Annotated in this window: 8 protein-coding genes; 5 read left to right on the top strand and 3 right to left on the bottom strand. The window is 55.4% G+C overall.

Features of this window, described 5'->3' with window-relative positions:
- Positions 1-23: 23 nt before the first annotated feature.
- The 3 genes from ABD971_RS03950 to ABD971_RS03940 are packed head-to-tail and all read right to left on the bottom strand — an operon-like array spanning position 24 to position 4,693.
- Complete coding sequence (locus tag ABD971_RS03950; protein WP_345319616.1) at positions 24-2,642, bottom strand: PSD1 and planctomycete cytochrome C domain-containing protein; 2,619 nt, start codon at positions 2,640-2,642, stop codon at positions 24-26.
- A 30-nt stretch (positions 2,643-2,672) separates the two neighbouring features.
- Positions 2,673-4,163: a FecR domain-containing protein gene (locus ABD971_RS03945; protein WP_345319614.1), complete on the bottom strand. Its 1,491-nt coding sequence runs from the start codon at positions 4,161-4,163 to the stop codon at positions 2,673-2,675.
- Positions 4,160-4,693, bottom strand: coding sequence for a sigma-70 family RNA polymerase sigma factor (locus ABD971_RS03940; protein ID WP_345319612.1), 534 nt, complete (start codon positions 4,691-4,693; stop codon positions 4,160-4,162). The genes ABD971_RS03945 and ABD971_RS03940 overlap by 4 nt, the downstream gene beginning before the upstream one ends.
- Before the next feature lie 172 nt (positions 4,694-4,865).
- On the opposite strand from ABD971_RS03940, the gene ABD971_RS03935 reads away from it, so the two are divergent.
- The 5 genes from ABD971_RS03935 (at position 4,866) to ABD971_RS03915 (ending at position 13,917) form a co-directional block, all read left to right on the top strand.
- Positions 4,866-5,429 carry a sigma-70 family RNA polymerase sigma factor gene (locus tag ABD971_RS03935; protein WP_345319610.1) on the top strand — a complete coding sequence of 188 codons (564 nt, stop codon included), beginning with the start codon at positions 4,866-4,868 and terminating at the stop codon, positions 5,427-5,429.
- Complete coding sequence (locus tag ABD971_RS03930) at positions 5,426-6,829, top strand: FecR domain-containing protein (protein ID WP_345319607.1); 1,404 nt, start codon at positions 5,426-5,428, stop codon at positions 6,827-6,829. Before ABD971_RS03935 ends, ABD971_RS03930 begins: the two co-directional genes overlap by 4 nt.
- Before the next feature lie 92 nt (positions 6,830-6,921).
- Positions 6,922-8,277 (top strand): Gfo/Idh/MocA family protein, encoded by a 1,356-nt coding sequence (locus ABD971_RS03925; protein WP_345319605.1) that lies wholly within the window; start codon positions 6,922-6,924, stop codon positions 8,275-8,277.
- 117 nt (positions 8,278-8,394) lie between these two features.
- Positions 8,395-10,713, top strand: a complete 2,319-nt coding sequence (locus ABD971_RS03920) for a sulfatase-like hydrolase/transferase (RefSeq protein ID WP_345319603.1) — start codon at positions 8,395-8,397, stop codon at positions 10,711-10,713.
- A 354-nt stretch (positions 10,714-11,067) separates the two neighbouring features.
- Positions 11,068-13,917 carry a sulfatase-like hydrolase/transferase gene (locus ABD971_RS03915; protein ID WP_345319601.1) on the top strand — a complete coding sequence of 950 codons (2,850 nt, stop codon included), beginning with the start codon at positions 11,068-11,070 and terminating at the stop codon, positions 13,915-13,917.
- Positions 13,918-13,935: the final 18 nt, after the last annotated feature.

Genomic DNA, 13,935 nt, shown 5'->3' with positions numbered 1-13,935 from the left:
TGAGACAGTTATTGGTTCGTGGACTAGTCGATCAAGCGGAACTCCGCCGCTCCAAAGAGGGTCTGGCACATCGCGTCCAGGGAGGACGAACCACGACTCGGCTGATTTTGCAGGAACTTCGTCATTGCCGATCGTTCGCTCGAAGTCGGAGTTCGTCCAAAGGCCAGTAAAAACGCTTGCTCTACTTGTTTCACAGGCTGGGAATTCGACTCCGCCAAGCGACGCGCAAATGATTCACCCTGCTGCACAACGAACGGGTTGTTCATCATGTAAAGAGCCTGGTTTGGGGTGTTGGAATCGTCGCGAGTCCCCGTGATCGTGCTGGCGTCGGGAAAGTCGAACACTGTCATCGATCGTGGCAGCGCATCACGGACGACTGGCAGATAGACGCTTCGGAACTGAGCCGATTCCATATCAAATGGGCTCCTATCAGTACCGTTCGACTGGCCGCTCATCCCGCCGCGACCGAACATGCCGCGCCCCGGACCACGCATGCCATTCATGCCGCGCTTTTCACCAGCAGAATCCTGCTGTTCCGGCGGACGCCCCGAATCAAACTGCCCATCCTGGACTCGTGTGTGTCCCGCCTCGGCGACAATCGAAGCGCGCGGTCGCTCGAGATCAAGCTTGCCACTGATACTCAGCATCGCGTCGCGGATGGCCTCGGCATCCAATCGTCTTGGATTTGCTCGCCATACAAGTGTGTTGTCTGGGTCGTATTCGTGGTTCTTTTCATTGTAGGTCGACTGCATGCGATAAACGCGGGATGTGGTAATCTCTCGAATCAACGACTTCACCGACCATCCTGACTCGACAAATTGAATCGCCAGGTAGTCCAGTAATTCCGGATGCGTCGGCATTTCTCCAGTCACGCCAAAATTCTCCGTCGATCGCACAATGCCGTGGCCGATCAAGTGCTGCCAAATTCGGTTTACCATGACACGCGCAGTCAGGGGGTTCTCGTCACTCCCGATCCACCGTGCTAACTCCAGTCGGCCACTCTTTTCGGAATTGATGTGGACGGGATTGTCGGTCAGCACTTGCGGAAAGCCGCGTTTCACGAGTTCACCCGGCTGATCGATTTCCCCTCGCACAAGGAGGCGAGCGTTCGCTGGGTTCTCTGTCTCCTGCACTCCCATGCAGAAGCTAACCGGCTGGCCTTTCTCGTCGACTGTCGCAAGTTGGCTCGAAAGTGCAGACGCTTGCCGCAGCAAGACGATCGTTTGCCGCTGTGTTGCGATACTTCGCTCGCCTGCGGCTCGACGTCGCTGCGCATTCAATTGCTCCAGCTTGGCGTCCATTGCTTCTTTGAGACGCTGCAGTTGTGCGGGCGAATAACTCGTGTCGAAAGGATTCGGGTCTTCGACAGGCATCACCAACAGCGTGCTGAGTTGCCGTTCCTGAACGGTGCTGATGAATTCGCCGTACTCGGACTGGGGACGTCCGAAGTAAGTTTTCATATTCTTGAAGATTCCGGCCAGAGCGTAATAGTCGGTCTGCGGAATAGCGTCGAACTTGTGATCGTGGCATCGGGCACACGACACTGACATGCCGAGGAATACTTGACTCGTCACATCAATCTGTTCGTCAACGACGTCGGCAGCGAATTGCGAGCCGTTCTCTTCGTTGACGTTCTTCGACCCAATCGCCAGAAAAGCCGTCGCCACCAGATTCTCAGTCCACTCTTCATCCGACTTCGCAGGCAGCAGATCGCCCGCGAGTTGCTCCTGAACAAAGCGGTTATAAGGTTTGTCGGCGTTGAACGAGTCGATGACGTAGTCGCGATACCGCCAGGCCTGCGGATAGGTCATGTTGACCTCACGTCCCGTTGATTCTGCGTACCTCGCGACATCCAACCAGTGTCGTCCCCAGCGTTCGCCGAATTGATCCATGCTCAACAAGCGATCCACAACATATTCCACTGCCTTGTCAGGATCTTTTTTCCAAGCTGACTCAAAGTAAGCAAGCTGCTCAGGTGTCGGGGGCAGGCCGATGAGATCGAAAGTCAGGCGACGCAGAATTTTATAGGGCTCAGCATCGTCGGACGGAGTCAATTCGGCCTGTTCAAGCTTTGCCAGGATATAGCGATCGATCGTCGTGCGTGGCCAATCGGTCCGCTCAACTTTGTGAGGTGGTGTGTACTGTGGCTTTTGATATGCCCAGAACGACTCCTTTGCTTGCTGAATGTCTTTGGCCGTGATCGTCGAGTTTACTTTGGCAACTTCATTCACACGAGGATCGGGGGCGCCCATTTCGATCCACGTTTTGAAATCGTTAATGATCTTCTGCGACAATTTCCGCTTAGGCGGCATGACAAAGTCTTCATGCGTGATTGCGCTGTACAGCAAGCTTTCTTCAGGTTCACCCGGCACAATCGCTGGCCCCGATTCGCCACCCAGATGCATGAGCTGCTTCGTATCTAGTTTCAAGCCGCCACGAGCATTGCCCGTCTGATTTGAATGGCAACTGTAGCACTCGCGAATGAGCACTGGGCGAATCCTGGCCTCGAAGAAGTTCAATTCTTCGGCCGTGAGTTCCTCTGCGATGATCGTGTTGGCAGTGAAGAACAAACACAGTATCGCGGTGAGAATTCTCATCGTCAGATTGGCGCCAACTGGAAAGACAGCGGATAGATGATTCATGGATTCGTTGTTCCATTTGGAATTTGCTAATCAGTCTTCAACATCATCGAGTGAGGCGTCCACAATCACCCGCACGTGGTCACTGAACAGGTCAAACACCGCCAGTTTCAACGTCAACGTATGACGGTCTTCGCTCAATGATACGACATCGGCAGTTCGTGGTTGGCTCAGTTCCAGCCCACGCGTGAATGGACGCATCGGGCCTCTGTTGAGCGAGAAGATCTCATCGGTGGCCTTCAATGTTTCCCCATTCACGATCATTCCGATCACCGGGCGGTCGAATGTGATACTGCCTTCGATCCGCCGCATCCGGCTGCCGAGCTCGATGCTGGCTGCCTCTTGTCCGGTCGGGTCCACCGGGTTGAACTGCAGGAGATAAGATCGAACCCGTTGTCCGGCGGGAATGCTGGACGTGTTCAGTTCAGATTCCGTCACGTCGATCGGGCATGGCTCCTCCAGCTTGCTCGCGTAGCCTTCGGGCAAAACAAAAATCTCGGTATCGCTCTGAATTCGACTCAGCCCACGCGGCCATGGCGGAGCAAAACGAAACGCACCGGTCGAACCCGCAATCCCCGACGCGGTCGGCCAGAGTTTTTCGAATGGCTGCGAGTTAAACTCCACATCGCTCATACTTCCATCGGCGGCAAGCCGCACTGTTCTACCTTCGGTAAGCAGACGCTTGTCACTGTCCTCCCCGCTGAGGATCTCGACCTCTCCGTCGAACACCGAAACAGTCGACGTTCCGTCAACTCGCTGATCAATTCCAAATGCTGTTCCCAGGTCAACCACCTGAGCCGAAGGCGTATCGACTCGAAAACCTTCGGCACCAGGTGGAACGGTCGCGGTCAACAAACCTGATCGAAGCCGGGTCACGTCGACTGACGCCACCTCGAACTCGGCCGGTCCTTCCAGTGTCACGCCCACCCCGTTGTCAAACTGAAGGTGAATGATGCCCGCTTGCAGCTGAAGCACCCCCGCTGATACTCGATCTCCAATGGCCAGAGGCTTGCCATGCACCCATCTCGCGTCCGCCAACTGCATGACTGTGGCAAAGGCAGCGATGTTTACGTCTCGCACCGATTCCACTGCTCCGCCATTCTCGTGTGCAACGTGGTTTGCATTTCCTCCTGCGCCCGTACCAAATTGCCACCAGGAAGCGACAGCAAATATCAGACAGGCCGCCAGTGCCGCAATGATTTTCCAGTGAGCAAGTTTGGTAACCGATGTGATCGCTGACCTGTCATTTGGTTCAACGAGCGTCACATGCTCCGCATGACTTCCTGTATCAAGGTCCGCCACCTGACCTGACGCAGTGGCGATCCCGTCCAACTGAGCAATTTCCGACTCGGACAGAGCTGCAAGATCACCCAATGCCGCGTCGACATTCATGTACTCGATGAATTCGGCACGGAAACCGTCGTCTTCACGAAGTGCAGCCTCAAGATGACGAAGTCGCACTTCAGAGATCTCGCCGCGCGCGTACTCGGCGATCATGACTCGCAGTTCTTCAGCGTGTATCACGACAGGCCCTCTGCCTTGAGTGCCCGATGTGTGCAATTCATCAGCCGGCCCCTGATTCGATGCAGCCATTGATAGAACGCAGCGACCGTCCGACCACTGCGATCGGCCACGTTCTGAATGCTGGCCCCCGGCGCATACGCTGCCAGAACAAGCTCTCGTTGATCGCCAGGCAGTTTCTCCAGACAGTCGGCCAGCGCATCACGCTGAGCAGCCAGTCGAGATTCCTGTTGTGACGATTCCTCGGCCACGACTTCAAGAACATCCTCTGCCAGCACCAGTCGATTGCGAGCCTTGTCGCGTAACCATCCCAGAGCCTCGTATCGGGCGATTCCAAACGCCCAGGGCCGAAACTCCTCAGGATTGCGCAGTTCTTCAAATTTCCGCCAAAGCACGAGCGCAATGCTCTGCATCACGTCGGCCGAATCCTGCCGTGTGGGAACAAGTCTGCGCACATAAGCTCGGATCGCCGGCTCATTCGCTGTGAAGAGCGTCAAAAACAGTGCGTGCGTTTCTGATTCTTTTTCGTCCATACAGGTACACTCCACTTCCTGGAGCAATTTTACGAAAAATACGCCAGAGCTACAGAATCTTTGGACTTAGGACGGTTGGCGAGTTGCTGGAGTCTCTGAACTAACCGTCGGTGATTATGAGATAATTTCCATATTGTGCGGCAGGTAGGTGTTTTTCGAGGCATTGGTGAGCATGACAAAGAAGGATTCCAACCGCGAAAGCCTGACTGAACGGCAATTCATGCAGCTATTTTTGCAGCATGAGCCTGTGCTGCGTCTGGTTGCGAGGTCAATGCTGGTGGACTGGATGGCGGTCGACGATGTGTTGCAGGAAGCAGGCGTGACGATGTGGGAGAAAATCGGCCAGCTTGAGAGCGCGGACGGCTTTTTGCCCTGGGCCAGAGTGATCGTCCGGCTGAAATGCCATTCCGCGATCAATGCCGCGCGGCGACGTCGTTTGGTGCTGTCGGAGGAAGCAGTCAAGTTGCTGGCCGTCGAAATCGATACGGTCGACCGCGAGCGATATGAAACCAACTTGAATGCGCTGCAAGGCTGCCTTCAGAAACTTTCACCCCAACAGCGAGATCTCGTGCTGGCTCCGTACCGCGACGGGATTGAAGTCCAAGACATCGCTACGAGCGTTGGCAAGTCGGCGAATGCTCTTTACAAACAACTCGGCCGGCTTCGCGAGAAGTTATCCGAATGCGTGAAGCTGACGCTCGGCGTGGATGTATCCAGCGGAGGGATCAGTCAATGAACGATCGAGAACTGATCCAGCAGTATTTGCTGGGCAATCTGAACGATGACGATGTGGCGCGGCTGGACGCGAAGGTCTGTAGTGACGACGAGTTCAGGAAAACCCTCGCAGATGAGTTGGTGCTCGATTGCAACCTTCGTGACGTCGCCGGTCAGGAACAGCTGGGGGAAGCGGATTCAAGCGGCATATCTGAGCCGACGGTGCTAGCCGCGGGCGGCGCAACGACAACCGTCGACGCGGGAAGGCCCGTGGTTAGCGCCATCGGCTCACGGGTTGGAATCAAGTGGGCTGTCGTCGCAACGCTTGCTGTAGTGATCCTGGTTGCCGTGGGTTGGAATCTGTTTTCGTCACCTGATGGTGTTGCAACCCTGGTCAGCAGCGAGGACGCCGCATGGGTGAGTGGCCTGCCGACGTCAGTCGGTTCACATCTTCCCGCCGGCGAGCTGCAGCTGATCAGTGGAATTGCAACGCTGCGTTTTGATTCCGGGGCGACCATGATTCTGGAAGCCCCTGCTCGTCTGGAACTGCAGACGGATATGCGAGCGTTTCTGCATGATGGCGCGGCGGTCCTCGAAGTTCCGGACTCGGCGATTGGCTTTGTTGTCGCGACGCCCTCCGGCGAGGCGACGGACCTGGGGACCAGCTTTGCCGTCAATGTGGACAGCGCAAACGCTACATCCGAATTCGAGGTTCTCATGGGCAGCATTTCGGTCGGCTTGCCCAGCAGAGACGAACGCGTCCTGTTGAAAGACAACCAGGCGGTCCGTGTCGATTCCTCTGGTATCTCAGAAGCCTCGGCGGCAGAGAACCCGGAACCCGCTGGTCCAGGGAATCCCACATTGCGGATCCAGACGGATGGCAATGAATCGACCTTTGTTCGTGGCGGTACGAGTCCCGGCACACGCGAACTACTGATGGTGAAATCGAGTTGGAAAAACAATCTGTACGATCGCAAAGCGGTCTTCTCGTTCGACGCTTCCGGCGTCGACATCGACGCGGCCGTGGCTATTCGGCTGCGATTGAATCAAGTTGAAAGCGAGATGGGATTCGCCAGCCGTCTTCCTCCGGTCAACGTGTTCCAGGTCTACGCGGTAGCGAACGTTGCCACTGGATCGTGGGATCGAAGATCGACTTGGGAAGACGCGCCATCGCCGGAAGACGGCGTGTTGGTGGGCGAGTTCGAGATTCCGCGAAGCCGCAAATCAGGCGAATGCATCCTGGAATCAGACCGCTTGGCGGAGTTCGTTCGCAGTCACGCCGATAGGCCGCTCACGTTCGTTGTCATTCGAGCAACAAAGAAGGTCGCGGGCGATGGACGCGTGCTGGTTCACGCATTCGCTTCGCACTCCCATCCATCATCCGTTGGCCCAACTCTCGAATTTGAAATGCGTGAAGACTGACACTCCTGATGTTGCGCTGAGGGCAACCAGGAACTTACTAAAAGCAGGCCCGAGGCTAGCGTCTACGGCACTCACCCCAAAGGTATTCCGAAATGAAAATCACAAGACGTAACGCAATTCTGACTGCTGGTGCCGGAGCTGCCGCTGCTCTCCTTCACCGGCCATCGTGGAGCGATGTGGTTGGTGCCAACGAAAAGGTCAATGTCGCTTGGTGTGGCGTTGGAAATCGTGGGCCTCGCATCATTGAGAACTTCGAGAAGTCTGGAATCGCCAACTTTGTCGCGTTCTGCGATGTCGATCCAGAAAACAAGCACATCAATGGGACCAAGGAAAAATTCCCGAAGGCACGCATCTTTCAAGACTGGCGAAAGATGCTCGACGACATGGACAAGGACATCGACGCCGTTGTTGTCCTGGTGCCCGACCATTCGCACTTCCCGATCACGATGGCAGCGATGGCGGCAGGCAAGCATGTCTACACCGAAAAGCCGCTCGCTCGCACGTTTCAAGAAATTGAATTGATGATCGGCGCGGCCAAGCGGCACGGTGTTGCGACGCAGATGGGCAACCAAGGTTATTCAGGCGATAACCACTTTCAATTCAAGGCGCTCAAAGAAGCGGGCGTGATGAACAAGGTCACTCACGTGGATGCCTACATGAACAAGTGGCGGCGCTGGCATCCGTGGGGTGACCTGAAAGCGATGCCGACGGGCGAAACGGCGCCCGCCACCATGGACTGGGATCTGTGGCACAGCACGACGCCACTTCACGCATTCAGCAAAAAATTTCACCCCGGTGACTGGCGTGGCTGGTATCAACACGGCACAGGTTGTTTCGGTGACTGGGGCGCGCACGTTCTGGATTCGATTCACAGCTTTTTGGAACTGGGGATGCCGGAAAAGATTTCCGCAACGAAAATGGTGCAACCCAACGATTTGATCTTTCCTCTGGCGACGACGATCAATTTCCAGTTCCCCGAACGGAATGGTTTGCCTGCAATGGACATCGACTGGTACGACGGTGTCGACAACCTGCCGCCATTGCCCGCTGAGTTCGCCGGTCGTGAGCTGGATACGAAGCAACCTGGAAAGTTTATTTATGCCGGCGACACGGTTTTCCAAGGCGGTAGCCATGCCCACACACTCCAGGCCCTGGATTCTGAAAAGGCCAAGGCTCTTGAGGAAAAAGGCATTCCCACCAAGTTTGGTACGAACTCAGACCACTACGAAAACTTCCTACTGGCCTGTCGCGGCGACGAGGAAACACGTTCGCCGTTCTCAGTTTCCGGTCCGCTCTCACAAGTGCTGGCCCTCGGCTGTCTGGCTCAGCGTCTCGGCGGAGAGCTGTTGTTCGATCGTGAAACAAAACAGATCACCAACAACGCTGCTGCCAATGCGTTGCTCAAGGACACGCCCCGCAAAGGCTGGGAGCAGTATTACGCGCTCTAATGATACGGATCAAACTTATTTCGTAGCACAGGCAGCCTGCCTGTATTGGCGGGTTTGCAACAGGCTGGCAGCCTGTGTTACGACTCCCCTCTTTTTTCCGATTCGCAGGAACCTCCCATGAAACTTCGATTTTGCACGCTCCTGTGTTGCGCATTTGCGTATGCCAACATCGCGCAAGCAACCGAACGCCCCAACATTATTTTGGTCTTCGCCGACGACATCAGTGCGCGTGAACTGCCGATCTACGGTTCGTCCACATGGACTGAAGGCAGAGGGAATGACAGTTCCAATCCGGCGGTACGTGCGAACACTCCGGTCCTGGACCAGATGGCCGAGGACGGCTGTTGGGTCAAAACCGCCTGGGCATCGGTCGTTTGCTCTCCCAGCCGGGCGATGATGATGACCGGGCGATTCGCGCATTTGCACAAGTGGTGGAACAACTCCTACAAGGGAAGATACCGGGACGAGAAAGGTAAGATCACAACGTGGCCGCTGTACGAAAGCTCGCCGCTGCAGATCGGGCATGTGGCTCAACAAGGTGGCTACGCGACGTACTGGGCGGGCAAGACGCAGATGGCAGGTGACTTGAGTCAATTCGGCTTCGCCCAAGGCTGCTTTACTCCCGGGAATCTGGAGGACAAAGACAACCCTTTCACCGACTTTAAGATCGTCAAAAAGATGGTGGACGGCCAAAAACTGGTGATCAACGAGGACACCGGTGAGCCTTACGATACTTATGATCAACACGGCTGGTATTTCTTTCCACACGTGCGTCTGATGAACCATGACGACAAAGATTTTCAGTGGTGGCCGAACACGCCGGAATCGATCGAATCGTTTGGGCTGGGCACTTACGGACCCGATGTCGAACTGGATTTCATCTTTGACTTCATGGATCGGCAGCACGAGCAGGGCAAGCCGTTCTTTGTGTATCACACCACGCACCTTGGCCACGGTGCCTTCGACTGGCTGAATCCGAAAAACGGCCAGACCTGGCCTGGGACGCCCGTGATCGAGTGGGACGGAGACGGCTATACCCGCACCGAGCCAAACATTACCGGCGACAACGGTGACTATGACACGCACGATACGGTCACGGACATCGGCATTCATCACCACATCAATTATCTCGACTACCAGATGTGGCTGTATCGCAACAAGTTGCAGAAAATGGGAATCGCTGATAACACAATCGTCATTTTCTGTGCCGACAATGGCACGGCGGGCTACGGCAAAAACAGTCACGAAAAGCAAAAAGGCGTTCACGTTCCGCTGATCATTTACGCTCCCGGCATGACGAAGCACGGCGAGCAGAATGTTCTGGTCAACATGTCTGACCTGTTGCCGACGATCGCGGAACTGGCCGGCGTCGCGATTCCGGGTGACTACGCACACAACGGCGAAAGCCTGGTGCCGTTTCTTTTCACCGACCGGCCGAAGCATCGCGATTGGGTTTACGGCTACAGTCGCGAGCGACAAATCATTCGCGGCGAACTGGTAATGAAAGACGGCAATGACCGCTGGTGGGATGTCTCGGCGGAACCGGCGGACCTGATCAGTTTTCCGGAGATAACGAATTGGAATGAAGTGTCAGAGCTGCACCGCGCCGAACGAGACGAACTTCTCGTTGTGCTGCCGGAGTTCGATCTGTTTGATACGGAGCCGGATGCTCCGGGTTCCGACTTTCCATCCAAAGCCGACAAGAAAACGGACGAGAGCAAGAAAAACGACAAGAGCACCAACAAGAGCACCAACAAGAACAAGAAGGAGAACTCCGCAGCCAAATCAGCTTCCGCTTCGGACAACCAAGGATGGACGGTGGTCTTCGAGGATCAATACGAAGACAGATCGGAAGTCGGAACTGACTATTCGATCGGTCGCGGAATGGAGGATGGCTGGTCGGTAGCCGACGGTGTTTTGATCGGTCGGCAAACGAGAGAGGATCACGGTTCGGTGATTCGAGTCGAGCGAGATTTCGATGATGTCGACATCCAGTTTGATTTTCAATTCCAGGGAGGAACACGATTCAATTTTGTCATCGACGATGAAAACGAAAAATCAGTTCACGCCGGGCACATCTGTCGCGTTTCGATTTCACCGAAACTACTGAGCATCAGCGACGACAAGACGGGCAGCATGAATCTGGAAGTGCGAAAGCAACGACAGAACAAGAACCTTTCCTCCGACGAGGCGGCCAAGCTAGCCGAGATCATGGAGTCCACGCAGTCGGCCGTCAAAGTGGAAATCAAACCAAACCAATGGCACAACCTGCGGGTGCGGATCAAGGGCGACGTGATGAAAGCGTTTCTCGATGGCGAGCTGGCAACCAGCTTGAGGTCGCCCGGTTTCGATCATCCTACCAAGACAAAACTGGGATTCACGGTGAATGGGGAATCCATTGCCTTCGACAACTTCATTTTGAAAGTCGCGAATTAGATGTTCGGTAGTGGACGAGGCAACAAATGCGATGATTAAAACTGAGCCGACGGCGCTAGCCGCGGGCGTCTCGAATCATATCGTCGCCGATGTAAGGCCCGAGGCTAGCGCCTTCGGCTCACAAAGAACGAACGTTTCACCATCCCAGGCAATGAGTCCCTTCACACGTCGCTTCAATCGGACTCGTTGCCTCGTCCACTACCAGATCATTTAGCGGTCAAAAACTCTTTTGGACGCCACTGAAGTCCCAGTCGTAGAAATAGGCAAACCCCGAACTCAATCGCGAACATACATGCAATGAACAAAAACGCTCACGCACTTTGTCGAACCAGATATCCACTCCTGCTCCTATCCGTGTTCATCTGTGCCAATCCGTGGCTGACGAACCCGCTGCACGCCGAACAGCCCAACATCCTGTGGGTCATCACCGACGATCATCGTGCCGATTCGATCAGTGCTTACAACCGAGCTACCATCGGGCAGGACAACAGCAGGCTCGGCTACGTCTCATCGCCAAAGGCCGACGAACTCGCCAAACAAGGTGTGCTGTTCACTCGCGCCTACTGCAACTCGCCCGGCTGTGCCCCGAGTCGCACGTCGATGATCTTCGGCATGTATCCGCACCACTGCGCACAATACGGATTCGAGTCCGGACATCAGTCCGCAGATTTTTGCAAGCCGATGTTTCCGCAACTGATGGCCGACGCCGGCTACCGAACCGCGTTGTTCGGCAAGAGCGGTTTTGCCAGTTTCGACTGGGACGAAAAGAAATTGAAAAAGACCACTCCCTACCAGGTCAGCATCGACCAAAAGGAACTGTACAAACACGAAGCCGTAGATTGGTTTCACCGGAAGACCTGGGACAAGGGAAAAGCATCCGGCGACGAAGCGTTTTGGGCGATGCCCGATGGCAGTATCTATATCCAGACGCCCAAAGAGGGGCCACGCAGCGAGGAGGATCAGGCAAAGCGAAACCGCATCGACAAGGAGCTGGACCTGCTATACCGCGTCGGTATGGAAGACAACTCGCCCGTCGGCGGCGTCAGCCCGCAGCCAACGATGACGACCCAAGATGGTCACATCGCCTCAAGCTTCATCGACTTTGTGCAGAACACCGGTAAACCATACAAAACACCGTGGGGGAGAAAGATCGAAGGCGCACCGACCGACGGACCGTTGTTCGCCAACGTCGGCTTCCACTTCCCGCACACGCCCGTACTGCCGTCCAAAGAGTTTCGCGACAAGTTTGCGGGCAAGACTTACAACGTGCCAGACTTCAGCAAGGATGAACTTGAAAAGCTGCCGCCGCAGTTGGTCAACTGGTTCAAGAAATCGGACTTCGACGTTTTCACGCCGGAAGCCAAACAGCAGGCGATTCGCGACTACTATGCCTTCTGTGCCATGGGCGACCATCTGGTTGGAAAAGCGGTCGAAGAATTCAAGGCATACAGTGAAACGCAAAACCGCGAATATGTCATTCTGTATGTGATCGGCGACCATGGTTGGCATCTAGGTGAACAGGGAGGTGAGAACAAGTTCGCGCCGTACGATACATCCAATCACTGTGCCGTGATTGCAGTTTCGTCTGACGGCAAACGCTACCCGGCCGGAACCGTTTGCCACGATCCAATCGAGTTCGTGGACTTTGCACCCACGTTCTTGAATCTCGCCGGCGCCGATTTAGCAGAAGAACGATTCGCCCACTTCGACGGGCGTCCCATTGATGAAACTTTTAGCGGCGAGTTCAAACGCGAATATGTTCTCGGCGAAATGAATCACTCGATTGGACCACGTGCGTACTTGCGTAGTGACGACTTTGCCTTTTCGATGCGAACCCGTGAGAAGAATGGAATGTTCGGCAGCAAGTGGGGACACGCTCCGGGCGAAAACGTGAAGTGGGCATTGGAGGCTCCACGCGAGGACGTAGAGCTCGCGTTGTTCGATTTGCGAGTCGATCCCAGAGAGCAAAACAATGTCGCCGGCGACAAAGACTACGTCGAACTCGCTGATTGGTTTCGCAAGAAGCTCGGGCGCATCGTCCTTGGTGACGGACGCGTTGAAGTGGATTGGACCAAGGAAAACAGCTACGCCGCTAGCGACTTCGCTGCTGGGGCACACGATGGAAAACTGGAAATCCCGGCGTCGATCATTCCTCACGTCCAAGCCAATTCATCAGAGTCCGCTTCGGACCTGAAAATCAGCTTTGGCCCCGTTGCCAAGCCGTCCATCTTTGGCAGTGAAGCATGGAGCCACTGGGGCGGCAGCGTCGTGAAGGGCGAAGATGGCCGCTACCACATGCTGTATTCCCGCTGGCCGAAAAAACTGGGCTGGGCCTGGGTCACCGATTCCGAGATCGCCTACGCGACCGCACCCACTGCTTTCGGCCCCTTCGAGCATCAGGGTGTTGCGTTACCACGTCGCGGCAAAGAGCACTGGGACGGTTGGTGTACTCACAATCCGACCGTTCACAAGTTTGACGGCAAGTACTATCTCTATCACATGGGCAACACGGGTGATGGAGAGATCGTTGGTTATCCGGGCAAGCCGCTACTCAATTGGCAACATCGCAACAATCAACGTATCGGCGTTGCTGTTGCCGATGATCCGTCGGGACCTTGGACGCGATTGGACTCGCCCGTACTTGACGTGAGCGATGATGACACGGCCGCCGACGCGTTGATGACTTCCAATCCATCGGTTTGCCAGCGCCCCGATGGAAAAATCCTGATGGTCTACAAAGCGGTGGGTAAAAAGTTCCCGATGCCCAATGGCGGCCCCGTCGTTCACATGGTGGCAATCGGTGACTCGCCGACCGGACCGTTCAAGAAAGTGCGAGACCCGGTCTTCACGTTTGAAGGCGAGCGTTTCCCTGCCGAAGACCCCTACATCTGGTATCAGGAAGGTAAGTATCGAGCGATTGTCAAACGGATCAAACACGAAGGCAAGAAACGCGTCTTTTCACTCGTGCACTACGACTCGATGGACGGAATCGACTGGCAGCCGGCCAGGTACCACGAGATATCCGACCGCACGATCACCTGGGAAGATGGGACCACCGAACAACTAGACCATCTCGAACGACCTCAGGTGGTTGTCGAAGAAGGCAAACCTATCGCACTCGTATGTGCCGCTGACCGAATCGATGAAAACAACGTCCGGCACTCGTTCAATATCCAAATTCCGTTGGTCGTGGAGTCCCTCTAATGTTCCGACATTACTTTG

The organism is Novipirellula rosea (assembly GCF_039541335.1).
Lineage (GTDB): Bacteria > Planctomycetota > Planctomycetia > Pirellulales > Pirellulaceae > Novipirellula > Novipirellula rosea.
This window is presented reverse-complemented; position numbering and strand designations above follow the sequence as displayed.

Excerpts from the sequence above, each read along its gene's own strand:
- ABD971_RS03950 (WP_345319616.1), bottom strand. The coding sequence starts at position 2,642 with ATGAATCATCTATCCGCTGTCTTTCCAGTTGGCGCCAATCTGACGATG.
- ABD971_RS03940 (WP_345319612.1), bottom strand. The coding sequence starts at position 4,693 with ATGGACGAAAAAGAATCAGAAACGCACGCACTGTTTTTGACGCTCTTC.
- ABD971_RS03935 (WP_345319610.1), top strand. The coding sequence starts at position 4,866 with ATGACAAAGAAGGATTCCAACCGCGAAAGCCTGACTGAACGGCAATTC.
- ABD971_RS03930 (WP_345319607.1), top strand. The coding sequence starts at position 5,426 with ATGAACGATCGAGAACTGATCCAGCAGTATTTGCTGGGCAATCTGAAC.
- ABD971_RS03925 (WP_345319605.1), top strand. The coding sequence starts at position 6,922 with ATGAAAATCACAAGACGTAACGCAATTCTGACTGCTGGTGCCGGAGCT.
- ABD971_RS03920 (WP_345319603.1), top strand. The coding sequence starts at position 8,395 with ATGAAACTTCGATTTTGCACGCTCCTGTGTTGCGCATTTGCGTATGCC.